The following is a 23,255-nucleotide window of genomic DNA, read 5'->3' on the forward strand; positions in this document are numbered from 1 at the left end:
ATGAGCAGCCATACCGACAGCAAGCCCTGGACCGTGCCCGCCTTGGCGCAGGCCAAGCGCGAGGGTCGAAAACTGGTCATGTTGACCGCCTACGACGCCGGCTTTGCGCGGACCTTCGATGCCAACGGCGTGGACCTGATCCTGGTTGGCGATTCGCTGGGCATGGTGGTGCAGGGGCACGATTCGACCTTGCCGGTGACCACCGCCGACATGGTCTACCACACCGCCGCAGTGGCCAGGGTGCTGGAGCGGGCGTTGCTGGTGGCCGATCTGTCGTTCCAGGCCGATGCCACGCCCGAGCGCGCACTGGACGCTGCAACCCAACTGCTGCAGGCTGGCGCGGAGATGGTCAAGATCGAGGGCGCCGGGCACAAGCTCGAGGTGATCCGCTATCTGGTCGAGCGCGAGATCCCGGTCTGCTCGCATCTGGGGCTGACCCCGCAATCGGTGCTGCGTTTCGGCGGTTACACGGTGCAGGGGCGCGGCGAAGCCGGCGAACAGTTGCGCCGCGACGCGCAGGCCGTGGTCGATGCCGGTGCCAGCCTGGTCGTGCTGGAATGCGTGCCCACGCCGATCGCCACCCAGATCAGCGCCGCGCTCGGCGTGCCCACCATCGGCATCGGCGCCGGCCCTGGCTGCGATGGCCAGGTGCTGGTGATGCACGACATGCTGGGCCTGGACAGCGGTCACCGCCGGCCCAAGTTCGTCAAGGATTTCCTCGCCGAAGGCGGCTCGGTGGCGGGCGCAGTGCGCGCTTACGCGCAGGCCGTGCGCGACGGCAGCTTCCCCGACGCAGCGCACGCGTACGCCGCATGATCCAGACCCTGACCGATCTTTCCACCCTGCGCGCACTGGTCACCGGCTGGAAGCGCGAGGGCCTGCGCGTGGCGCTGGTGCCGACCATGGGCAACCTGCACGCCGGCCACTATTCGCTGGTGATGCTGGCGCGCCAGTACGCCGACCGCGTGGTGTCGAGCGTGTTCGTCAACCCGACCCAGTTCGGCCCCAACGAAGACTTCGCACGTTACCCGCGCACGCCCGAGGCCGACCTGCGCGGCCTGGAAGACGCCGGTTGCGATGCACTGTGGCTGCCCGACGTGGACACCATGTATCCGCTCGGCACCGCACTGGCCACACCGATCCACGCGCCGGGCGTCAGCGACGTGCTGGAAGGGGTGTGCCGGCCGGGGCATTTCGATGGCGTGTGCACGGTGGTGGCGCGGCTGTTCAACCAGGTGCAGCCGGACGTGGCCGCCTTCGGCAAGAAGGACTACCAGCAGCTGGCGGTGATCCGCCAGATGGTGGCCGACCTGGCGTTTCCGATCGAGATCCTGGGCGGCAGCATCGTGCGCGAGGCCGACGGCCTGGCAATGAGCTCGCGCAACCAGTATCTGACCGCCGACGAGCGCCCGCGCTCGACCCAGATCCGCAAGGTGCTGCTGCAGATGCGCGACAGCTACGCCGCCGGCACGCCGCGTGCGCAGGTCGAGGGCGCCGCCACCCAGGCGCTGGAACAGGCCGGTTTCCGCGTCGATTACGCGGTGGTGCGGCTGCCCGACCTGAGCGAGCCGGGCGACAGCCATGCCGGCGCGCGCGTGGCCTTGATCGCCGCCCGTCTGGGCAGCACGCGGCTGATCGACAACCTGGAATTCTGAGCGGTCTGATACCGCTGCAGGCGCTGCGTCAGGCCGCGACCGGCAACGCCTGCGATCCTGCGCACAGGCGCGTTTGTCCAGTGCCGGCCTGAAGCCCTCACCACCGGTTGCGCGGCAGGCCGGTGGACATCGGCGCTTTCCGCTAAAATGCCGGCTTTCCTTTGCCGTTGCCCGTCATGCACCTGTCCCTGCTGAAAGCCAAGATCCACCGCGCCACCGTCACCCATTCCGAGCTCAATTACGAAGGCTCGATCGCCATCGACGGCCTGCTGCTGGAAGCCACCGGCATCCGTGAGTTCGAACAGGTGCATATCTGGGACGTCACCAACGGTGCGCGCTTCAGCACCTATGCCATCCGTGCCGACGAAGGCAGCGGCATCATTTCGCTCAACGGCGGCGCCGCGCGTCACGTGCAGGTCGGCGACCTGATCATCGTGGCCGCCTTCGCCAGCATGAGCGAAGCCGAAGCCGAGACCTTCAAGCCCAATCTGGTATATGTGGACGGCAGCAACACGATCACCCACACCAACCACAGCATCCCCACGCAGGCCGCATGACACATACCAACGGATTCGACGCGCTTCACGCCCACGCCCAGCGCCTGCGCGGCGCTGCCATCCCCGCATTGCTTGCCGCCGAGCCGCAACGGCCGACGCAATACGCCAGGCAGGTCGGTCCGTTGTATTTCAATTTCGCGCGGCAGAAGTACGACCGCGCCGCGCTGGATGCCTTGTTCGCCATCGCGCGCGAGCGTGACCTGGCCGGCGCGTTCCAGCGCCTGTTCCGCGGCGAGCAGGTCAATGTCACCGAACAGCGCGCTGCATTGCACACCGCATTGCGCGGCGACCTGACCGATGCGCCAGTGGCCTCCGAAGCGTATGCCACCGCTGCGGAAGTCCGCCAACGCATGGGCGCGCTGATCCAGCAGCTGGAAGCCACCGACGTCACCGATATCGTCAGCGTCGGCATCGGCGGTTCGGACCTGGGGCCGCGGCTGGTGGCCGATGCCTTGCGGGCACCGTCGGGTGCGCGTTTCCGCGTGCATTTCGTCTCCAACGTCGATGGCGCGGCGATGCAGCGCACGCTGGCCACGCTGGACCCGGCACACACCGCCGGCATCCTGATTTCCAAGACCTTCGGTACCCAGGAAACGCTGCTCAACGGCAGCATCCTGCACGCCTGGCTGGGCGGCAGCGAGCGCCTGTACGCGGTGAGTGCCAATCCCGAGCGCGCTGCCAAGGCCTTCGACATCGCACCGAGCCGCGTGCTGCCGATGTGGGACTGGGTCGGTGGGCGTTATTCGCTGTGGTCGGCGGTAGGTTTCCCGATCGCCCTGGCGATCGGCTTCGAGCGTTTCGAACAATTGCTGGAAGGCGCTGCGCAGTTCGACGCGCATGTGCTCGACACGCCACTGGAAGAAAACGTCGCCGTGCTGCATGGCCTGACCGCGGTGTGGAACCGCAACCTGCTCGGCAGCGCCACGCATGCGGTGATGACCTACGACCAGCGCCTGGCCCTGCTGCCGGCCTATCTGCAGCAGCTGGTGATGGAAAGCCTGGGCAAGCGGGTCAAGCTCGACGGTTCTGCAGTGGACAGCGACACCGTGTCGGTGTGGTGGGGCGGTGCGGGCACCGATGTGCAGCACAGCTTCTTCCAGGCGCTGCACCAGGGCACCAGCGTGGTGCCGGCCGATTTCATCGGCACCGTGCACAACGACGATCCGTATGCGGAGAACCACGTCGCGCTGATGGCCAACGTGCTGGCGCAGACCGAAGCGTTGGCCAACGGCCAGGACAGCAGCGATCCGCACCGCAGCTACCCGGGCGGCCGCCCGAGCACGGTGATCCTGCTCGATGCGCTGACCCCGCAGGCGCTGGGTGCGCTGATCTCGATGTACGAGCACAGCGTCTACGTGCAGTCGGTGATGTGGGGCATCAACGCGTTTGACCAGTTCGGCGTGGAGCTGGGCAAGCATCTGGCCAGCCAGTTGCTGCCGGCGCTGAAGGGCGAGTCGGCCGACGTGGCCGACCCGGTGACGCGCGAGCTGTTGGCCAAGTTGCGCGGCTGAGCCTGTCGCGCATCGATGGGTGTCAGACGACGGGGCCTGCAGGCCCCGTTTCGTTTCTGGAGCACCTGCCTGGCGATAAATTTGGACTAAATGGCCAAATTTCCCAAAATGGGACGTTGGGAGTAGGCTGAAGCCACCACAGCGCGCAGGACCGTCCCATGTCTCGCCTCCAGGATCTGCCCGAGCTCGAAAAATCCCCCGCCGCCGACATCAAGGTGAAGGGCTGGCCCAGCCTGATGCGCAAGGTGCGCTCTCATGGCGCAGTGGTCATCACCAACCACAATCACCCCGAGGCGGTGGTGGTGGACGCGGAGGAATACCGCCGGCTGGTCAGCCAGGCGAGTGCAGCGACGGCCGCCTCGACGCGTGCGCAGTCGCTGCAGGCACTGCAGGCCAGGTTCGATGCACATCTTGCGGCGGTGACCGACGGCGCAGGCCTGGCCCAGGTGATCGGCAAGCCGGCACGCCGGGGCAGCAAGATCGCGCTGGGGCCGTCGCTCTAAATCGTGGGGAACATTCTGGTGCTGGCCGGCGTCAACGGCGCCGGCAAGAGTTCGCTGCTGGGCAGCCTGCTGCGGGAAGCCGGCGCCACCTGGTTCAACCCGGATGCGTTCACCCGGGACCTGGTGGAGCAGGGCTGGTCACCCGAAGACGCCAATGCACAAGCCTGGCAGGAAGGCGTGCGGCGACTGCGTCAGGCCATGGACGCCGGCCACGACTATGCGTTCGAAACCACCCTGGGCGCGACCACCATCCCGCGCCTGCTGTGGCAGGCCTGCGCGACGCACACGGTGGCGGTCTGGTTCTGCGGCCTGTCGAGCGTCGAGCTGCATATCGCACGTGTGGCGGCGCGCGTGGCCGCTGGCGGGCATGCCATCCCCGAGCACAAGATCCGCGAGCGTTACGATGCCTCGCGTGCCAACCTGATCGCGCTGTTGCCACACCTGTCGGTGCTGCATGTCTACGACAACAGCGCGCCTGCCGACGCGACCGGGCAGGTCGCGCCGCTGCTGGTGCTGGAACTGGACCGTAATGGCCTGCAATACCCGCAAACGCCCGAAGAACTGGCGCAGGTGCCCGATTGGACCAAGCCCATCGTGATGGCGGCGCTGGAGTTGCGGCAGTCCTGACCGCGCTCAGGCACTTGCGGTCTGATCTGCTTTTCACCAACACGGCCAGACATCCAGCGACCTCACCCGTAGGAGCGCGCCCGGGCGCGACAGGCCATACCGGGAAAGCTCCTCGCGCCCAGGTGCGCTCCTACTGGCTTTGCGACAGCAGCGAGAACGCCACGCTGCACGTGTCAGCCTCACCCGTAGGAGCGCACCCGGGCGCGACAGGCATACCGGCAAAGTTCCTCGCGCCCAGGTGCGCTCCTACCGGCCTTGCGACAGCAGCGAGAACGCCATGCTGCACGTGTCGGTCTCACCCGTAGGAGCGCACCCGGGCGCGACAGGCATACCGGGACAGCTCCTCGCGCCCAGATGCGCTTCTACTGGCCTTGCGACAGTAGCGAGAACGCCATGCTGCACGTGTGAGTCTCACCCGTAGGAGCGCACCCGGGCGCGACAGGCCATACCGGGAAAGCTCCTCGCGCCCAGGTGCGCTTCTACCGGCCTTGCGACAGCAGCGAGAACGCCACGCTGCACGTGTCGGCCTCGCCCGTAGGAGCGCACCCGGGCGCGACAGGCCATACCGGGAAAGCTCCTCGCGCCCAGGTGCGCTTCTACCGGCCTTGCGACAGCAGCGAGAACGCCACGCTGCACGTGTCGGCCTCGCCCGTAGGAGCGCACCCGGGCGCGACAGGCCATACCGGGAAAGCTCCTCGCGCCCAGGTGCGCTCCTACCGGCCTTGTGACAGCAGCGAGAACGCCGCGCTGCACGTGTCAGCCTCACCCGTAGGAGCGCACCCGGGCGCGACAGGCCATACCGGCAACGCTCCTCGCGCCCAGGTGCGCTCCTACCGGCCTTGCGACAGCAGCGAGACGCCATGCTGCACGTGTCGGCTGTAGCGTCACGCAGCGCTGCAACTGCAACAGCGGCGCTTACGCCTTGCCCAGCTTCACCGCCACCGGGTCGCCGGTGAGGTAGCCCACCGCCGCGCCGAAACGGTTCTTGTAGTTGGCGCGGATCAGCGGATCCAGCGTGGCCTTGACGGTGTCGTGCAGCGGGCTTTCCCAGTCGCCGGGATGCTGGAAATTGCTCATCACGTAGGTCCAGCCGTGGATCTGGTCGACCGCATGCAGGCCGGTGGATTCGGCGCCGGCCGGCACCGACAGCACCCGCGTCAGCGTGCCGCTGTCCACGTTGTAGGCCCACAGGAAATTGTTCACGTGCAGGCTGCTGTCTTCGCCGATGAACAAGGTGCGTAGCGCTTCGGAGAACTTGAGGTTGTCCGGGTTGGCCAGCCGTTCCGGGTCAGCGAGGTTGCCCAGCGCGTCGGCCTTGGCCAGATCGTGGCCGGTGAGCGCGGCCGGTGCGGCCATGTCGATCGGCACCCAGTCGCTGTGGATCGGCGCGCCGTGGTTGTCGCGCTGGCCGCCACGCAGATTCAGGGCGTACACCGCACCCGCATCCGGGCCCTCCACCTTCACGTCGCCCGAGCCGTTGCGCATGCTGGTGACGATGTAGGACATCGCCATGTAGGCGATCTTGTCGCGCGCGTTGACGGTGGTGCCTTCGAGCTTGGTGAAGCCCAGGCTGCCGCCGGCCAGTGCCGCGTAGCGATGGGTTTCCAGATAAGTCGCCGCCTTCTCCATGCCCGGCTTGATGCGGATCCAGTTGAAGGTGCCGTTGAACGGGATCTTGGTAAACGAGGCATCGCCCGGGTCGCTCAGATGCACGTCGAGGATGTCGGCGGCGGTCAGGCGGTCGGCCATGGCCTGGATCTCGGCGCTGGTGGCGTGGCCGAGCTTGATCCAGCGCAACGTGGCCGCGCCCGGGCCCACGCCCGAGGTCTGCTGCCACTTGCCCACGTACAAGGTGCCGGCCGACAAGTCCGCCTTGCGGTCGGCGATGAACATGAAAAGACCGCCATTGGTGGCGTCGTCGCCCATCAGCACGGTGCGCTGGTCGGGCATCACCTGCACCAGCTCGTGCGAGATGCGGCCCAGGCAGTAGTGCTTGCGCACGCTCCCGGTGCCGTCCGGGTGCACGGTGATTTCGGGCAGGTGGCCGTAGTGATACGGATTGGCTTTTTCCGGGTCGCCGTACAGATGCGTGCTGTAGCTGCGGAACTGGGTGTTGCCGGCCAGCGCGGTGGCGTCGGGTTCGTACTCTTCGCTGGACAGGTGGGTATTCCACGGCGACAGGCTGGCGCCGCAGGTGGTCCAGAGCCCGTGCACCGGCGCGGTGTCGACGTTGTGGTATTTCACCAGCGACAGCTTGCCGGTGGCCGGGTCCTGATCCAGCGTCAGCACCGCGATCGGCGCGGGCAGGTGGCGGTTGGTGTCGTTGCCGGCCTGGTCGCGGGTGGTGTATTCGAACTGCACCACCGCAAACACGTGGTTGCCCTTGACCCCGGGCACCTTGGCATCGGGCAGGGTCAGCAGCGAGGAGCCGTCCGGGCAATCGGAAAAGAACGGGCGTTCGGCACCGGGTTTGGAGCGGTCGATGATCGGCCGATGCTGGATGTCGTAATAGCCACCGGCCAGCACGGTGCCACCCTTGCCGTCGGGCACCTGGTCGCCGGTGACGAAGAACGGGTGGTACGCAAGCGCATAACGCTGGGTGCTGCCGTCGCTGCGCGCCACTGTCAGCGCCGACCCCACGGTGGTGGTGGCCATCGCCGCGGGGTTGGCCAGGCTGGGTGCGGGCATGCCATGGAAGGTGGCCGACACCAGCTGGGTCGGGTTGTCCGACGGCCGCAACGGGTGTGCGGCGAGTGCCGCGCCGCCGAGGTGTTGTAGGGCGGCGGCGCTGGCGCTGCCCAGCGGCAACAGCGGGACGGACGCCAGCAACTGCATCAGGCGGCGGCGGGCGGGATCGGGGGAGGCAGACATCGAAACTCCAGGCAAAGACGACGATCGACGATGGCCGGTGGCGCATCGGCAAGCCGGTCACGCTAGGCCCGGGGTATGACAGTTGTTTGACGGCGAGCTCACCCGTTGGCGGGCGTTCGTACACGGTGCAGCAAGCGAACCCAGCAACGCGCGTGCAGGTGACAGGAGCTGCGCAATGGTGATCGCGGACAGTGGTGCATTGCAGCAAACTGCGCCGCCGCGAAAGATCAAGCGCCACGCCGGATTCGGCGCTTTGCCGTGGTTTGACAGGTGCTGCCGGTATTCCAAGCCTATAGCCCGGGCCAATAAGTTGGCCGGCGTTTGGCATACAAGCGCGTGTTGTTGACAGGGTAGGGGAATCACGCAAGCGTACGCCGCCTAATGGCCTGCGGCGTCACGCATCGCCGTGGGGAGAACCACCTGGAGACCTGGATCTTGGACAAGCTGCTTCGTCGTACCGCCGCGCCCGTGGCGCGTCGTGCCCTCTCTCTGGCCACCGCCGCAGCGGTGCTGATGCTGGCCGCCTGCCAAGGCAAGGACACCGCTGCCGAGGCGAGCAAGACCGCACCGGCCGTCGCACCTGCCGAGGCGTCCACCACGATCCATCCCGACCAGTGGCCGTCGCCGAAGTGGCCGTTCGCCCAGGACCAGGCCCTGGAGCAGCGCATCACCGATGTGATGGCCAAGATGAGCGTCGAAGAGAAGGTCGCGCAGACCATCCAGGGCGACATTGCCAGCATGACCCCGGACGATGTGCGCAAGTACCGCATCGGCTCGGTGCTGGCCGGCGGCAATTCCGATCCGGGCGGCAAGTACGACGCCAGCCCGGCCGAATGGTTGAAGCTGGCCGACGCCTTCTATGAAGCGTCGATGGACACCTCCAAGGGCGGCAACGCGATTCCGATCATCTTCGGGATCGATGCGGTGCACGGCCAGAGCAACATCGTCGGCGCCACGCTGTTCCCGCACAACATCGGCCTGGGTGCGACGCGCAACCCGGAGCTGATCAAGCAGATCGGCGAAGTCACCGCCGCCGAAACCCGCGTCACCGGCATGGAGTGGACCTTCGCGCCGACCGTGGCGGTGCCGCAGGACGACCGCTGGGGCCGCAGCTACGAAGGCTATTCCGAGTCGCCGGAGGTGGTGGCCAGCTTCGCCGGCAAGATGGTCGAAGGCGTGCAGGGCGTGCCGGGCACCCCGCAGTTCCTCGACGGCAGCCACGTGATTTCCTCGGTGAAGCATTTCGTCGGTGACGGCGGCACCACCGACGGCAAGGACCAGGGCGACACCAAGGTGTCCGAAGCCACCATGCGCGATATCCACGCGGCCGGTTACCCGCCGGCGATCGCGGCCGGTGCGCAGACGGTGATGGCCTCGTTCAACAGCTTCAATGGCGAGAAGATGCACGGCAACAAGGTCATGCTGACCGACGTGCTCAAGGGCCGCATGAACTTCGGCGGTTTCGTGGTCGGCGACTGGAATGGCCATGGCCAGGTCAAGGGCTGCACCAACGAAAACTGCCCGGCCTCGTTCATTGCCGGCGTCGACATGGCGATGGCCTCCGACAGCTGGAAGGGTATCTACGAGACCGAACTGGCGGCAGTGAAGTCGGGCCAGATCTCCGCCGAGCGCCTGGACGATGCGGTGCGCCGGATCCTGCGCGTCAAGCTGCGCCTGGGCTTGTTCGAAGCCGGCAAGCCGTCCAAGCGCCCGCTCGGCGGCAAGTACGAATTGCTGGGCGCGCCGGAACACCGCGCGATCGCCCGCCAGGCGGTGCGCGAGTCGCTGGTGCTGCTCAAGAACCAGGCCGGCATCCTGCCGCTGGATCCAAAAAAGCGCGTGCTGGTGCTGGGCGATGGTGCCAACGACATGGGCAAGCAGTCCGGCGGCTGGACGCTGAACTGGCAGGGCACCGGCACCAAGCGCAGCGACTACCCCAATGGCAACACCATCTGGGAAGGCCTGGACAAGCAGATCAAGGCTGCCGGCGGCAAGGCCGAGCTGGCAGTCGATGGTGCGTACAAGACCAAGCCCGACGTGGCGGTGGTGGTGTTCGGTGAGAACCCGTACGCCGAGTTCCAGGGCGACATCGCCACCCTGCTGTACAAGCCGGGCGACGAGAGCGAGCTGGCGCTGATCAAGAAGCTCAAGGCCGAAGGCATCCCGGTGGTAGCTGTGTTCCTGAGCGGGCGTCCGTTGTGGATGAACCAGTACATCAATGCCGCCGATGCCTTCGTCGCCGCCTGGTTGCCCGGTTCGGAAGGCGAGGGCATTGCCGACGTGCTGCTGCGCAAGGCCGATGGCACGGTACAGAACGACTTCAAGGGCAAGCTGAGCTTCTCCTGGCCCAAGACCGCGGTGCAGTTCGCCAACAACGTCGGGCAGAAGGATTACGACCCGCAGTTCAAGTTCGGCTTCGGCCTGACCTACGCCGACAAGGGCGACCTGGCTGCGTTGCCGGAGGAATCGGGCGTGTCCGGCGAGCAGTCGGTGGGCGGGGTGTACTTCGTGCGCGGCAAGCCGGCACTGGGCATTGCGATGCAGCTGTCCAATGCCGGCCAGGCCAACATGCCGGCCACCACGCTGCCGGTGGGTCTGTCCGACGGCAGCCTGAAGATGACCGCGGTCGACCACAAGGCGCAGGAAGATGCGCGGCGCCTGGTCTGGTCCGGTGCCAAGGCCTCCAGCGTATTGCTGGTGTCCGGCAAGCCGGTCGATGTCTCGCGTGAGAGCAACGGCGATGTGCAGTTGCAGCTGACCGTGCGCCGCGACAGCGCGGTGACCGCGCCGGTATGGCTGGGCGTGGGCTGTGGCGACAAGTGCGGCGGCCGCGTCGATGCGCAAAAGACCCTGGCCGCGCTGCCGCAGGGCCAGTGGAAGGTGGTCGGCGTGCCGTTGAAGTGCTTCGCGGTGGCCGGTGCGGATGTGACCAAGCTGACCCAGGTCGCCGGCATCGAAAGCGCTGCGGCCCTGGACCTGTCGGTGTCGAAGATCGCGCTGGGCGCACTCAACGAGGCCGAAGTCACGCTCGACTGCCCGGTCAAGTAAGCAGCACACCCGCAGGCGCGCTTGCGGGTATGCCCAGGTAACAACCCCATACATGCGTCGCCGGCCCCGGCGACGTGTCAAAGCGGCCACCCTCAGCGGTGGTGTCATCAGCCGCCGCGGGACGCGCGCGTCGATCGGCCGGGACGGCCTGCAGCTGCGGTTCGCCGCGCTGCCGCCACGCACGCAGTGCGGGCGGCGGCAGTCTGCAGACCTGTCCGGTCCACGACGCTCGGCCCAGAGCCAGACAGGAGAGTGCAGTGGGTTTGGCGACGTTGGATACCGTGATTGTGCTGGTCTATCTGACCGGCATCTTCGTGCTCGCGCAGTGGGTCTCGCGCGAGAAGGCAGGTCACAGCAAGAGCGCCGAGGATTACTTCCTGGCCAGCAAGTCGTTGCCGTGGTGGGCGATCGGCGCCTCGCTGATCGCCGCGAACATCTCGGCCGAGCAGATCATCGGCATGGCCGGTTCCGGCTACGCGATCGGGCTGGCGATTGCCTCCTACGAGTGGATGGCGGCGCTGACGCTGCTGATCGTCGGCAAGTTCTTCCTGCCGATCTTTCTGCGCAACGGCATCTACACCATGCCGCAGTTCCTGGAACAGCGGTACGGCAAGTGGATCCGCACGCTGATGGCGGTGTTCTGGCTGCTGCTGTACGTGTTCGTCAATCTCACCTCGATCCTGTGGCTGGGGTCGATCGCGGTCAGCCAGGTCACCGGCATGGACCAGACCCTGGCGCTGGCGTTGATCGGCGTGTTCGCGCTGGTCTACCAGCTGTACGGCGGTCTTAAAGCGGTGGCCTTGACCGACATCGTGCAGGTCACGCTGCTGGTGCTGGGCGGCCTGCTGGTGGCCGGGCTGACCCTGGCACGGATCGGCGACGGTGCCGGCGTGCTGGCCGGCTTCAAGCACCTGTGGAGTGCGCACCCTGAGCACTTCCACATGATCCTGAGCAAGGACAACCCGTTCTACAAGGACCTGCCCGGCCTGAGCGTGCTGCTGGGCGGTCTGTGGGTGATGAACATCAGTTACTGGGGTTTCAACCAGTACATCATCCAGCGCGCGCTGGCGGCCAAGAACATCGGCGAGGCGCAGAAGGGCATGGTGTTCGCCGCGTTCCTGAAGCTGCTGATGCCGTTGGTGATCGTGGTGCCGGGCATCGCCGCGGTGGTGCTGGCGCCGGACCTGGCCAAGCCCGACCAGGCCTATCCGACCATGATGCAGCTGTTGCCGACCGGCATCCTGGGCCTGGTGTTCGCGGCGCTGGTGGCGGCGATCGTGGCCTCGCTGGCTTCAAAGATCAACTCGGTGGCGACGATCTTCACCCTGGATTTCTACGCCAAGTTCCGCCCGCAGACCGAGCAGAAGCAGCTGGTGCGCGTGGGTCGCATCGTGGCCATCGTGGCGGTGGTGATCGGCATCCTGACCGCGCGGCCGCTGCTGGGCAACTTCGATCAGGGCTTCCAGTTCATCCAGGAATTCACCGGCTTCTTTACGCCTGGCGTGGTGGTGATCTTCATGCTTGGCCTGTTCTGGAAGCGCGCCAACGAGGCCGGCGCGCTGACCGCGGCGATCGGCTCGGTGGTGCTGTCGTTCGCGCTCAAGTTCGCCTGGCCGGAACTGCCGTTCATGGACCGCATCGGCGTGGTGTTCGTGGCGGCGCTGGTGCTGGCAGTGCTGGTGTCGTTGATGACCGCGCCCACCCAGGCGCGCGACCTGATCCGTACCGACGATGTGGCCTACGGCACCACGCTGGGCTTCAAGGTCGGTGCAATCGGGGTGGTGGTGATCCTGGTCGCGCTGTACGCGGTGTTCTGGTAATCGCCCAGCCAGTCCGCTGAAATTGGTTGTGCGCACGCGGCGCGACACTCAGGTGTCGCGCCGCGTGCGTTTTGGCTGCTGTGCTGCTTTCGCTTACACCCGCGCCGCGGCCAGGCTTGCGGCGAGCAGATTGACCGGCGCTTCCAGCTGCTCATGCCACGGCGTTTGCAGCCAGGTTTCCAGTGCGGCCGCCGGCATCGGCTTGGCGATCCAGTAGCCCTGACCTTCGTCGCAGCCCCAGGTGCGCAGCTGCGCGTAGGCCTCCGCCGACTCGATGCCTTCGGCGACCACGCGCTGGCCCAGGCTGTGGCCGAGCTGGATCATCGCCGGCACCAGGGTGCGGTCGGTGCGGTTGTCCGGCAATGAGCGGATGAAGGATTGATCGATCTTCAACGAGCTGGCCGGCAGCTGCTTGAGATAGCTGAAATTGCTGTAGCCGGTGCCGAAGTCGTCGATGGCGATATGCACGCCCAGCGCCGCGATGGCCGCCAATTGCTCGGCCAGATGCTCGGGGTGGCGGATCATCGCGCTTTCGGTGAATTCGATCTCCAGCCGGCGCGGATCCAGGTTGTGGCGCTCCAGGCCACGCCGCAGCAGGCCGACGAATCCGGGCCGGTCCAGATCGGCGGCCGACACGTTCAGGGCCAGGTTGAAATCCAGGCCCTGTTGCTGCCAGCGCGCGGCCTGGGCGATGCCGTTGTCGATGACCCAGGCGGTAATGCGGTTGATCAACGCGGTTTTTTCGGCCATCGGCACGAAGTCGGCGGGCATCACCGGGCCGATCATCGGATGCTGCCAGCGCAGCAGCGCCTCCACTCCGACGCAGCGGTGATCGTGCAGGTCCACGCGCGGCTGGTAGTGCAGGCGCAGCTGGCTGGCGCTGTCCAGCGCGGCGGGCAGGGAAGCCAGCAGGCGGAAGGTATTGCGCTGGGCCACGTCGTGCTTGCGCTCGTACATGCTCCACGGCACGCCGCGTTCGCGCGAGATGTCCACCGAGGTGGTCAGTGAGCGGATGGTGTCGGCCGCGCCATAGCTGGTCTGCAGCGAGACCGCGCCGATCGAGGCCACTGCGGTATGCGGAATGCCCTGATGTTCCAGCGTTTCGGCAAAGGCCTTGGAGACCTTGGTGCACAGCGCGGACAGACGCTGCGTTTCGGCCTGGGCCAGAAAGCCGAAGGTGGTCGGGTCCAGCCGATACAGCGCGGTGCCGGCGGGCAGATACGCTGCCAGCCGACGCTGCGCGATCGCCACATAACCGTCGGCATAATCCCAGCCTAGCGCCTTGACCATGTCACGGAAGTAATCGCTGCCGCAGATGTCGACCGCCACCGCGGTAGTGGCCGGCGCGCTATCGCGTTGCGACAGCCAGGCATCCAGGTCTTCGGCAAAGCGCGACCGATTGGGCAGCCCGGTCGGTCCGTCGCGGTAGGTGGTGCTGCGCAGGTTTTCCACCCGCAGCACCGCCAGGTCGCGCAGGCCTTCCAGTTGGGTGATCGCTTCGGCGTCCAGGCCCGGACGCGGGCTTGTCCCGATCACGCACAAGGTGCCGATGCGGTGGCCGTCGCGCAGCGTCAGCGGCGCGCCGGCGTAGAAGCGGATGAAGGGTGGCCCCAGCACCAGCGGGTTGTCGCAAAAGCGCGGATCCAGTTGCGCGTCGGGCACTACCATCACCTCGGGGGCACGGATCGCATGCGCGCAGAACGCCTGGTCGCGCGGCGTTTCCTGCGGTTCCAGGCCGATGCGGGCCTTGAACCACTGACGATGCTCATCCACCAGCGACACCAGCGCGATTTCTGCGCCAAGGTTGCGGGCGGCCATGGCGGCGATGGTCTCGAACACCGGGTCCGGCGGCGAGTCCAGCAGGCACAGGCCACGCAGGACGGACAACCGGGTCGACTCGTCGACCACGGGCGGAAGAGGGGAATTGGCAGGAGCAAGCACCGATTGCATGTGCTTCTATCGGCCTGAAGCGTAATCCCTTGATCGACGCTGCTAGGTGGCGTTCAGTTGAGGCGGCATTGCCGCGCGATGGCTGCGCCAACGCCGCTGCAGGGACAACAGCGGTGCGATGGCATCAGGCCACAGCATGACGAGGCGGCCTACGCGCCAGGTCGACGGTCGCTCTGACTCACGCGTCATGCGTGATGTAAGCAAACGTGCGGCGTCGTGGTCGGCGCTGGCGCACGACCGCTAAACATTGCCGCCCCCTCGCCGATGACTGAGGGTGCGCCTGCCTTGTCCCCCACAACAACGTAATCGTTCAGCGCACTTGTTTCGGCGCTTGTTCGATATGTGACAGGGGTTGCATCGGCTGGCACGTCAAATTGACACAGTGTTCACGCGCACTGTGAGTGCCGTCATCGCTCGTCCTCCTCCCCTCTGTCTGGAAAAATCGATCGTGAAATCACCGTTGTCTCGTTTTGCCCACCGCATGCTGCTGGTCGTTGCAGGCCTGGCAGTGTCGTCTGCCGCGCACGCGGGGCTGTCGGTGTCCGGCACACAACTGCGTGAGTCCAATGGCAACACCGTGGTCCTGCGTGGCGTCAATCTGCCGCATGCCTGGTACGCGAGCCGCACCGACGCGGCCCTGGCAGCCATCGCTGCCACCGGCGCCAATAGCGTGCGCGTGGTGCTCAGTTCCGGTTATCGCTGGAACCGCACGCCGGAGGCCGAGGTGTCGCGCATCATCGCGCGTTGCAAAAGCCTGGGCCTGATCGCGGTGCTGGAAGTGCACGACACCACTGGCTATGGCGAAGACGGCGCTGCCGCTGGCCTGGCCCACGCTACTGCGTACTGGACCAGCATCCGCAAGGCGCTGATTGGCAACGAAGACCAGGTCATCATCAACATCGGCAACGAGCCGTTCGGCAATCAGTTGAGCGCCAGCGAATGGGTCAACGGCCATGCAACCGCAATCGCCGCATTGCGCAAGGCCGGATTGACTCACGCTCTGATGGTGGATGCGCCGAACTGGGGCCAGGACTGGAAGTTCTACATGCGCGACAACGCTGCCGCGTTGCTGGCGCGCGACAGCCGCCGCAACCTGATCTTCAGCGTCCACATGTACGAAGTGTTCGGCAGCGATGCGACGGTCAACAATTATCTGCGCGCCTTCCGCGATAAAAAGCTGGCGCTGGTGATCGGCGAGTTCGGTGGGGACCATCGCGGCGCGCATGTGGACGAGGCAGCGATCATGCGCCGTGCCCGCGACTACAACGTCGGCTATCTGGGCTGGTCGTGGTCGGGAAATGACAGCAGCACGCAATCGCTGGATATCGCAATCGGCTGGAACGCCACGCGCCTCAGCAGCTGGGGGCGCAACCTGATCCTCGGCGCCGATGGCATTACTGCGACCTCGCGCAGGGCGAGCGTGTTCGGACCACGTTGAGAGTAGTGACGCCCTGCGGTCAGCGTCTCTGGTTTTCGGGATGCCTGGATAGTTTGCTGCAGAGCTGCAGCGCAGTTGAACTGCGGCTTGGCTGCAGGGCCCTTGCCCGCCCACCATCGCGGGACACGCTGCAAGTACGTCCCTGTAGGCTCTTACTCGGCATCCATGCCGCGTAAGGTTCCGCGACGGTGGGCGGACAAGGACCAGTCGAGATGGTCGGTATGCATGGTTTTCAACAAAACAGCCGGCAACCGGTGCGGTGTCCTCGCTGTGTTCTCGACGCTGTGAGTTGGCTGCAGGGCCCTTGCCCGCCCACCATCGCAGGACACGCCGCAAGTACGTCCATGTAGGCTCTTACGCGGCATCCATGCCGCGTAAGGTCCCGCGACGGTGGGCGGACAAGGACCTGTCGAGCTGGTCGGTATGCATGGTTTTCAACAAAACAGCCGGCAACCGGTGCGGTGTCCTTGCCGCGCCCTCGACGCTGTGAATTAGCTGCAGGTCCCTTGCCCGCCCACCATCGCAGGACACGCCACAAGTACATCCTTGTAGGCTCTTACGCGGCATCCATGCCGCGTAAGGTCCCGCGACGGTGGGCGGGCAAGGACCAGTCGAGATGGTCGGTGTCATAGTGGAAGCGACGCAGGACGTGCACCGGTCGGATCACTAAGCGGTTGATCAACCTCTGACCATTTTCGCGTCGCAAGCCGAGCAGCAAACGGGCTTTCAACACGCAAGCTGCAAACGTCGCAGCTGCTGCCGCAAGCCGAGCAACACGCTTTCAAGAAAGCAGCCGGCCAACTGTCCGGCGCGGTGTTCTTGCCGGTTGCGGGACCCTTGGCGGCATGGACGCCGCCAAGGAGCCTCCATGGACGGATGCACGGCGTGTCCCGCAAGCGGCGAGGGCACCGCGCTGTCGACTCACCGAGCGTTTGAGCTATGTATCGGATCTCGCCAAAAACAGCGCCATGGTTGAACGGAATCAAGCCGCGGGTAGCGCCTGAAAAACGCAATGGTTCAACGTCTCGATGTCAGGCCTCAACGCCCGGGCTCGCGTAACGGCCCCGGGCTTGGCCGCTTGGTCAGCTTGCGCTGCAGCGAGCGGCGGTGCATGCCGAGCAGGCGTGCGGCGGCGGAGACATTGCCGCCGGTTTCGTGCAGCGCCTGCTGGATGTGCTCCCACTGCAGGCGGCTGAGCGGTGTCATCATTTCCCGCGCGGTTTCTTCTTCGTCCGGCTCCGGCAGCTCGTCGTCCTCTTCGCCCAGCGCCCGCATGATGGTGGGGATATTGGCCGGCTTGGGCAGGTAGTCGTCGGCGCCGAGCTTGATCGCCTCCACCGCGGTGGCGATGCTCGCATAGCCGGTGACCAGCAGGATGCGCATGTCGGCGCGGATCTCGCGCAGCGGCTGGATCAGGCTCAAGCCGGAATCGTGGCCGAGCTTGAGATCGATCAAGGCGAAATCGGGCAAGGCGCTGCGTGCGGTCGACAGGGCACTGGCCGCGTCGGTGGCGGTCAGGGTTTCCACGCCGCGGCGGGCGAGGCTGCGCTGCAGCGTGCGCAGGTACAAGGTGTCGTCGTCGACCAGCAGGCCGGTACGCAGGGGAGTGGTTGTCATGCGAGTGCCTCGTGTTCGGAGAGCGGCAGACGGAAACCGACGCGGGCGCCGCTGCCTTCGGCGGGCAGCATCCACAACTCGCCCTGCAGCCGCTCGACGGTGGCGTGCGAGAGCGCCAGCCCGACGCCCATGCCGTCGTGCTTGCCGCTGTTGAACAAGGTGCCCGGCAACATGGCCTGCGAGGTGTCGAAGCCCGGACCATAGTCGCGGACTTCGCCGCTGAGATGGTCCTGCTCCACGCGCAGGGTGAGATCGATCTGCGGCCGGCCGGCACGTTCGCCGGCATCGGCCGCATTGTTGAGCAGCACCATCAGCAGATGGCTGACGCCTGGCTGCAGCAGCAGGCGCATCGGTGCGTCGTCGTTGCGGCGCAGCTCGATGGTCGGGCGCACCAGCCGCCATTGTTCCAGCACGTCCTTGACCGCCACCTCGCGGCTGAGGTGGCCGTTGTCGGCCGGTGCTGCCAGCGCCAGCACGCGCTCGTGGCACTGCACCAGCAGCTCGCGCAGGGTGTCCAGATCCTCGCGCAATTCGCCCTGGTCGCATTGGTCGGCGATGTCGTCGACCAGCAGGGTCATCGTCGCCAGCGGCGTGTTGAGCTCATGCGCCACCGAGGCCGCATGCGTGGCCAGCGCGACGATGCCCTCGTTACGCGCAAAGCGCTCGCGCAGCGTGGAGATCTCGCGCTCGCGCTCGCGCATCGACAAGGCCAGCCGGGTGGCGAAGGCCAGCACCACCACCGTCGACAGCAGGAAGTTGGCGGCCATGCCCCACATGTGCAGGCTGAGCGGGTCGAAGCTGCCGTAGGGCAGCGGCAGGCCGAACGCCGCACTGATCACATAGCCGGCCACACAGGATGCCGCCACGGCCATCGCCCAGCCCAGCGGCAGGGCCAGCGCGGCCAGCGCGATCAGCACCAGGAACAGCGAGCCGAACGGGTTGGCGATGCCGCCGCTCCAGCCCACCATCCAGGTCAGTACGGTGACATCGACCAGGATGTGGCCGAACTCGGTGGCCGGGCTGACCGCGCCGCGGTGGGCCACCCGCAGTTGCGCATACAGGTTGAACACCGCCAGTGCGGCCACGCCGGCCCACAAGGGTTGCTGCGGCAGGTCCAGGCCCATCAGGCCGGTGGCGACCAGGATGGTGGCGGCCTGGCCGGCGGTGGCCAGCCAGCGCAGGCTGCACAGGGTCCGCAGGAAGGAGGCGTCTGAGGAATTCATCACGGCAATGCTATGCGCTCGGGGGCGTGGCGGCCTGCGACAAACCGTCGCATCGGCCCGGAAGACGGCCTGCGCAGCGCTTCAGCTGCGAGCGGACCGATGACAGGCTAAAATACCGCGATGTACGACGCCGTGACTCGCCCAACCCCTCCCGCCGACGCCACCGCCTGGCCGCGCCGCATCACCCAGGCCGTCAAGATCGGCAGCGTGACTGTGGGCGGCGGCCACCCGGTGGTCGTCCAGTCGATGACCAATACCGATACCGCCGACATCGCCGGCAGCGTCAAGCAGGTGGCCGACCTGTGGCGCGCCGGCTCGGAAATGGTGCGCCTGACCGTCAACAATGCCGAGTCGGCCGCGGCCATTCCGCGCATCGTCGACAAGCTGCGCATGATGGGGATCGAGGTGCCGTTGATCGGCGACTTCCATTACAACGGTCACCAGTTGCTCGCCGCCGAGCCGGCCTGCGCCGAAGCGCTGGCCAAGTACCGCATCAATCCGGGCAATGTCGGCTTCGGCAAGAAGAAGGACCTGCAGTTCGCGCAGTTGATCGAGTTCGCGATCAAGTACGACAAACCGGTACGTATCGGTGCCAACTGGGGCTCGCTGGACCAGTCGCTGGCTGCGCAGCTGATGGACGAGAACTCGCAGCGCGCCACGCCCTGGGATGCCGGCCGCGTGCTGCGCGAGGCCTTGATCCGTTCGGCAGTGGATTCGGCCGAGCGCGCGGTGGAACTGGGGCTGGCGCGCGAGCGCATCATTTTGTCGGCCAAGGTATCCGGTGTGCAGGAGCTGATCGCGGTGTATCGCGACATGGCGAGCCGCTGCGACTTTGCGCTGCATCTGGGCCTGACAGAGGCCGGCATCGGCAGCAAGGGCATCGTGGCCTCCGCCGCCGCGCTGAGCGTGCTGTTGCAGGAAGGCATCGGCGACACCATCCGCATCTCGCTGACGCCGGAACCGGGCCAGTCGCGCACCCAGGAAGTGATCGTCGCGCAGGAACTGCTGCAGACCACCGGCCAGCGCGCCTTCACCCCAATGGTCACGGCCTGCCCGGGCTGCGGCCGCACCACCTCCGAGTTCTTCCAGGAACTGGCCGGCGTGGTGCAGAACCATGTGCGCGCCAAGATGCCGGAGTGGAAGATCAGCAACCCCGGCGCGGAAAACATGACCCTGGCGGTGATGGGCTGCGTGGTCAACGGGCCGGGCGAATCGCGCCACGCCAACATCGGCATCTCGTTGCCGGGCACCGGAGAGGCGCCGTCGGCACCGGTGTTCATCGATGGCGAAAAAAGCGTCACCTTGCGTGGCGAAAACATCGCCTATGAGTTCATCGATCTGATCGATCAGTACGTCGAACGTACCTATGTCCGCCGCGCCGGCTGAATCGCCGGCCGGTTTCAGGGGATGGCTGCGCAGCAATGCGTGGCGCATGGCGTTGCTGTTTGCCGGCGTGCTGTTGCCGTTGGGCTTGTTCGTCGACCTGGCCGACGAAGTCCACGAGCTGGAAAATTTCTATTTCGACGAACCCCTGCTGTGGAGCATGCGCAGCATCGCCACGCCGGGGCTGGATGCGTTTTTCGGGGTGGTCTCCAAGATCGGCTACCAGTACGGGGTGATCCCGGCCGATATCGCCATCGTGCTGGTGTTGCTGATGTTGCGGCGCTGGCGCGAGGGAACCTTTGCCGCACTCGGCTTTGGCGGCTCGGCCTTGTTGAATATGGGCGCCAAGCAGGTGTTCCAGCGCGACCGCCCGAGCCTGTGGGAATCGATCGCCCCGGAAAGCACTTTCAGCTTTCCCAGCGGGCATGCGATGGGCTCGATGACGCTCGCTGCGGTGGTCATCGCGCTGGCCTGGAACACGCGCTGGCGCTGGCCGGTGACCACTGCCGCCAGCCTGTTCGCGGTGCTGGTCGGCGTGTCGCGGATCTACCTGGGCGTGCATTATCCCTCCGATATCCTGGGCGGCTGGTCGGCCGCGCTGGTATGGGTGGTCGGGCTGTATCTGGTGATGTTTCGCGGCGCACGGCGGCCGCATTGGCGCCGCCATCTCACCTCGGCCTGAGGGTACGGCCGGGCCGACGTCGAACGTGGTCGGCGCAGGCGTGTGACCGGGACTGACGCAGACCGGCACGGCGTTCGACTCAGTAACGACGTACGCGCTCCCGGCGCCACAACTGCAGCCCGATCACGCTGCCGATTGCGGCCAGCAGAATCATGTAATACGCCGGGCCCATCGGGTGTTGCTTGAGCAACATCACCACCACCAGCGGGGTCAGGCCACCGAATACCGCATAGCCCAGGTTGTAGGCGAACGACACGCCGGACAGGCGCACCACCGGAGGAAACGCTTCGACCATGACGCGCGGAACCGCTCCCAGGACGCCGAGCGCCGCGCCCAGCAGGGCGTACAGCGGGAACAGCAACTGCGGATCACCGGCCAGGCGATAGAACAGCCAGGCACTGGCGCCCAGGAACACGCTGCCGGCAAGCAGCACGCGTCCGTTGCCGTAGCGATCGGACAAGGCGCCGGCCACGATCGAGCCGATCGCCTGCAGCAGGACCGCGAGCAGGTTGGCCTGCAAGGCGACCGCTGCCGGGTAGTGGTACGCGCTCTGCAGCAGCGTCGGCGTCATCAACGACACCACCAGCACCCCGGCTGCCACCATCCAGGTCAGCCACAACGACTGCGCCACACTGCGTGGATGATCGCGCAGCACCAGCTTGAGCGGCGTTTCACGCGCGACGGCACGCATCGCCATCAGCTCGGCGAACACCGGCGTTTCGTGCAGCCAGCGCCGCAGATACACGGAAAGCAGGCCGAAGAGGCCGCCGGCCAAAAACGGCAGGCGCCAGGCATAGTCGGCGATTTCCTGCGGCGTGAAGGCGCGATTGATCGCCCCGGCGCTGAGCGAACCGAGCAACACGCCGGCTGCCAGGCCGGCGGTCAGTGTTCCGCAGGCCAGTCCCCTGCGTTGCGCAGGCACGTGTTCTGCGACGAAGACCCATGCACTGGGAACTTCGCCGCCGATGGCCGCACCCTGCAGCAACCGCATCGTCAGCAGCAGGAGCGGGGCGGCCAGGCCGATCTGCGCGTAGGTCGGCAGCACGCCGATGGCCAGCGTCGGCAAGGCCATCAATCCGATGCTCAGCGCGAACATGCGCTTGCGACCGAGCAGATCGCCGAAGTGCGCCATCACGATCCCGCCCAGCGGACGGATCAGGTAGCCGGCAGCAAAGATGCCGAAGGTCTGCAACTGCCGCATCCAGTCCGGTATGCCCGGCGGAAAGAACAGCTCTCCCAGCACCGTCGCGAAGAAGATGAAGATGATGAAGTCGTAGAATTCCAGCGCGCCGCCCAGCGCGGACAGGGCCAGGGTCTTGTAATCGCCGCGTGTGAGCTGGCTTGTGGGTGCAGTGCCTGTTGCGGAAGGGGTCTTCAAGGCATGACATCCTGTGGCAGGTGCCCGCGCGCATGCGCGTGCTGGAGCAGTGAGGTATGAGTCATCCGTGCCATTGCTGCGGCAATGCCCAGCTTGCACGCTTGCCCGCCACGGCCAGGCGCATGCACTTCGGGAAAGGCGCGCTGGCTGCGCCTTCGGTGCCGATCAGTCGCGCACACTTGCGTGCGCCGCCGCTTCGGCATGCAGTGCGGTGGTGTCGAACAACGGCAGCTGCGCATCGGTGCTGTCCACCAACAGCGAAATCTCGGTGCAGCCCAGGATGATCGCTTGCGCACCCTCCTGGCCGAGGTCGGCCATGACCTGGCGGAAATAGCCGCGCGACTCCGGCCGGATGATGCCCTGGCAGAGTTCGTCGTAGATCACCCGATGCAGTTGCGCGCGTGCGTCGGCCGGCGGTACCAGCACCTGCAGGCCACGCGCAGCCAGGCGCTCGCGATAGAACGGCTGTTCCATGGTGAAACGCGTGCCGAGCAGCCCGACCCGGATGACCCCTGCGGCAATCAACGCATCGGCGGTGGCATCGGCGATATGCAGCAAGGGCAGCGGCGTTGCGGAGGTGATCGCATCTGCAACGCAATGCATGGTGTTGGTGCACAGCACCAGGAAGTCGGCACCGCCGGCATGCAGCGCGCGCGCCGCTGCCGCCATTGCCTGGCCTGCGCCGTCCCAGTCGCCGGCGTGTTGCAGGCGCTCGATCTCATGGAAATTGACGCTGTACAGCAACAGCCTGGCCGAATGCAGGCCGCCGCAGGCCAGGCGCACCCGCTGGTTGATGATGCGGTAATAGGGCAGGGTGGATTCCCAGCTCATGCCGCCGATCAGGCCGATGGTCTTGCTTGGAACCGGCATGCCGACCTCACCTTGGAACCGTCAACGAAGTGGGTGCGCATCGCCCCTTCGATGGCCGGGGAGCGCGTACCAGCGCAGTGTACGTCGGCATCGTCGCCACGCCATCTTGCAGACGGTCAGGC

The 23,255-nt window shown here is 66.5% G+C and carries 17 protein-coding genes; 11 read left to right on the forward strand and 6 right to left on the reverse strand.

Annotated elements, in window-relative coordinates; translation table 11 throughout:
• From panB to AC1PLS_RS09315, 6 genes are all read left to right on the forward strand, one after another.
• Entirely contained in the window at positions 1-816 is an 816-nt protein-coding gene (gene panB / locus AC1PLS_RS09290; RefSeq protein WP_039510407.1) for a 3-methyl-2-oxobutanoate hydroxymethyltransferase, read from the forward strand.
• Positions 813-1,655, forward strand: a complete 843-nt coding sequence (gene panC, locus AC1PLS_RS09295; protein ID WP_184434712.1) for a pantoate--beta-alanine ligase — start codon at positions 813-815, stop codon at positions 1,653-1,655. Before panB ends, panC begins: the two co-directional genes overlap by 4 nt.
• 176 nt (positions 1,656-1,831) lie before the next feature.
• Positions 1,832-2,212 carry an aspartate 1-decarboxylase gene (gene panD / locus AC1PLS_RS09300; RefSeq protein ID WP_024939767.1) on the forward strand — a complete coding sequence of 127 codons (381 nt, stop codon included), beginning with the start codon at positions 1,832-1,834 and terminating at the stop codon, positions 2,210-2,212.
• On the forward strand, positions 2,209-3,723 hold the full coding sequence (gene pgi, locus AC1PLS_RS09305; RefSeq protein WP_184434710.1) for a glucose-6-phosphate isomerase: 1,515 nt from the start codon (positions 2,209-2,211) through the stop codon (positions 3,721-3,723). Before panD ends, pgi begins: the two co-directional genes overlap by 4 nt.
• A gap of 158 nt (positions 3,724-3,881) precedes the next feature.
• The gene (locus AC1PLS_RS09310) at positions 3,882-4,226 is read left to right on the forward strand and encodes a type II toxin-antitoxin system prevent-host-death family antitoxin (RefSeq protein WP_024939765.1); all 345 of its coding nucleotides are present in this window, start codon (positions 3,882-3,884) and stop codon (positions 4,224-4,226) included.
• A 3-nt stretch (positions 4,227-4,229) separates the two neighbouring features.
• Positions 4,230-4,853: an ATPase gene (locus AC1PLS_RS09315; protein ID WP_184434708.1), complete on the forward strand. Its 624-nt coding sequence runs from the start codon at positions 4,230-4,232 to the stop codon at positions 4,851-4,853.
• 915 nt (positions 4,854-5,768) lie between these two features.
• Here AC1PLS_RS09315 and AC1PLS_RS09320 read toward each other — a convergent pair.
• A complete protein-coding gene (locus tag AC1PLS_RS09320; protein ID WP_026064900.1) occupies positions 5,769-7,724 on the reverse strand; it encodes a PhoX family protein in 1,956 nt (651 codons plus the stop codon).
• A 435-nt stretch (positions 7,725-8,159) separates the two neighbouring features.
• Here AC1PLS_RS09320 and AC1PLS_RS09325 point away from each other — a divergent pair, with 435 nt between their 5' ends.
• Positions 8,160-10,772, forward strand: a complete 2,613-nt coding sequence (locus tag AC1PLS_RS09325; protein ID WP_184434706.1) for a glycoside hydrolase family 3 protein — start codon at positions 8,160-8,162, stop codon at positions 10,770-10,772.
• Positions 10,773-11,029: 257 nt separating this feature from the next.
• Positions 11,030-12,592 carry a sodium/sugar symporter gene (locus AC1PLS_RS09330; RefSeq protein ID WP_481104415.1) on the forward strand — a complete coding sequence of 521 codons (1,563 nt, stop codon included), beginning with the start codon at positions 11,030-11,032 and terminating at the stop codon, positions 12,590-12,592.
• A 93-nt stretch (positions 12,593-12,685) separates the two neighbouring features.
• Here the strand turns inward: AC1PLS_RS09330 and AC1PLS_RS09335 are convergent, their stop codons facing one another.
• The gene (locus AC1PLS_RS09335; RefSeq protein ID WP_126966403.1) at positions 12,686-14,542 is read right to left on the reverse strand and encodes a putative bifunctional diguanylate cyclase/phosphodiesterase; all 1,857 of its coding nucleotides are present in this window, start codon (positions 14,540-14,542) and stop codon (positions 12,686-12,688) included.
• Between the two features lie 481 nt (positions 14,543-15,023).
• On the opposite strand from AC1PLS_RS09335, the gene AC1PLS_RS09340 reads away from it, so the two are divergent.
• Positions 15,024-15,980, forward strand: coding sequence for a glycoside hydrolase family 5 protein (locus AC1PLS_RS09340; RefSeq protein WP_046342393.1), 957 nt, complete (start codon positions 15,024-15,026; stop codon positions 15,978-15,980).
• Between the two features lie 1,038 nt (positions 15,981-17,018).
• Here the strand turns inward: AC1PLS_RS09340 and AC1PLS_RS09345 are convergent.
• Both AC1PLS_RS09345 and AC1PLS_RS09350 read right to left on the reverse strand, forming a co-directional pair.
• The gene (locus AC1PLS_RS09345; protein ID WP_184434704.1) at positions 17,019-17,597 is read right to left on the reverse strand and encodes a response regulator transcription factor; all 579 of its coding nucleotides are present in this window, start codon (positions 17,595-17,597) and stop codon (positions 17,019-17,021) included.
• Entirely contained in the window at positions 17,594-18,820 is a 1,227-nt protein-coding gene (locus AC1PLS_RS09350; RefSeq protein ID WP_016903101.1) for an ATP-binding protein, read from the reverse strand. The genes AC1PLS_RS09345 and AC1PLS_RS09350 overlap by 4 nt, the downstream gene beginning before the upstream one ends.
• A 120-nt stretch (positions 18,821-18,940) precedes the next feature.
• On the opposite strand from AC1PLS_RS09350, the gene ispG reads away from it, so the two are divergent.
• Positions 18,941-20,206: a flavodoxin-dependent (E)-4-hydroxy-3-methylbut-2-enyl-diphosphate synthase gene (gene ispG / locus AC1PLS_RS09355; protein ID WP_016903102.1), complete on the forward strand. Its 1,266-nt coding sequence runs from the start codon at positions 18,941-18,943 to the stop codon at positions 20,204-20,206.
• Positions 20,187-20,885 carry a phosphatase PAP2 family protein gene (locus tag AC1PLS_RS09360; RefSeq protein ID WP_065050070.1) on the forward strand — a complete coding sequence of 233 codons (699 nt, stop codon included), beginning with the start codon at positions 20,187-20,189 and terminating at the stop codon, positions 20,883-20,885. Before ispG ends, AC1PLS_RS09360 begins: the two co-directional genes overlap by 20 nt.
• 79 nt (positions 20,886-20,964) lie before the next feature.
• Here the strand turns inward: AC1PLS_RS09360 and AC1PLS_RS09365 are convergent, their stop codons facing one another.
• Together AC1PLS_RS09365 and AC1PLS_RS09370 are read right to left on the reverse strand one after the other, a co-directional pair.
• On the reverse strand, positions 20,965-22,263 hold the full coding sequence (locus AC1PLS_RS09365; protein ID WP_104576780.1) for an MFS transporter: 1,299 nt from the start codon (positions 22,261-22,263) through the stop codon (positions 20,965-20,967).
• 165 nt (positions 22,264-22,428) lie between these two features.
• On the reverse strand, positions 22,429-23,133 hold the full coding sequence (locus AC1PLS_RS09370; protein ID WP_065032288.1) for an aspartate/glutamate racemase family protein: 705 nt from the start codon (positions 23,131-23,133) through the stop codon (positions 22,429-22,431).
• Positions 23,134-23,255: the final 122 nt, after the last annotated feature.

Source organism: Xanthomonas sp. NCPPB 3218, from assembly GCF_056725185.1.

Coding starts and splice junctions, on each gene's coding strand:
- AC1PLS_RS09320 (WP_026064900.1), bottom strand. CDS start 7,724: ATGTCTGCCTCCCCCGATCCCGCCCGCCGCCGCCTGATGCAGTTGCTG.
- AC1PLS_RS09310 (WP_024939765.1), top strand. CDS start 3,882: ATGTCTCGCCTCCAGGATCTGCCCGAGCTCGAAAAATCCCCCGCCGCC.
- panD (WP_024939767.1), top strand. CDS start 1,832: ATGCACCTGTCCCTGCTGAAAGCCAAGATCCACCGCGCCACCGTCACC.
- panB (WP_039510407.1), top strand. CDS start 1: ATGAGCAGCCATACCGACAGCAAGCCCTGGACCGTGCCCGCCTTGGCG.
- AC1PLS_RS09370 (WP_065032288.1), bottom strand. CDS start 23,133: ATGCCGGTTCCAAGCAAGACCATCGGCCTGATCGGCGGCATGAGCTGG.
- AC1PLS_RS09350 (WP_016903101.1), bottom strand. CDS start 18,820: ATGAATTCCTCAGACGCCTCCTTCCTGCGGACCCTGTGCAGCCTGCGC.
- panC (WP_184434712.1), top strand. CDS start 813: ATGATCCAGACCCTGACCGATCTTTCCACCCTGCGCGCACTGGTCACC.
- AC1PLS_RS09360 (WP_065050070.1), top strand. CDS start 20,187: ATGTCCGCCGCGCCGGCTGAATCGCCGGCCGGTTTCAGGGGATGGCTG.
- AC1PLS_RS09335 (WP_126966403.1), bottom strand. CDS start 14,542: ATGCAATCGGTGCTTGCTCCTGCCAATTCCCCTCTTCCGCCCGTGGTC.
- ispG (WP_016903102.1), top strand. CDS start 18,941: ATGTACGACGCCGTGACTCGCCCAACCCCTCCCGCCGACGCCACCGCC.
- AC1PLS_RS09345 (WP_184434704.1), bottom strand. CDS start 17,597: ATGACAACCACTCCCCTGCGTACCGGCCTGCTGGTCGACGACGACACC.
- AC1PLS_RS09340 (WP_046342393.1), top strand. CDS start 15,024: ATGCTGCTGGTCGTTGCAGGCCTGGCAGTGTCGTCTGCCGCGCACGCG.
- pgi (WP_184434710.1), top strand. CDS start 2,209: ATGACACATACCAACGGATTCGACGCGCTTCACGCCCACGCCCAGCGC.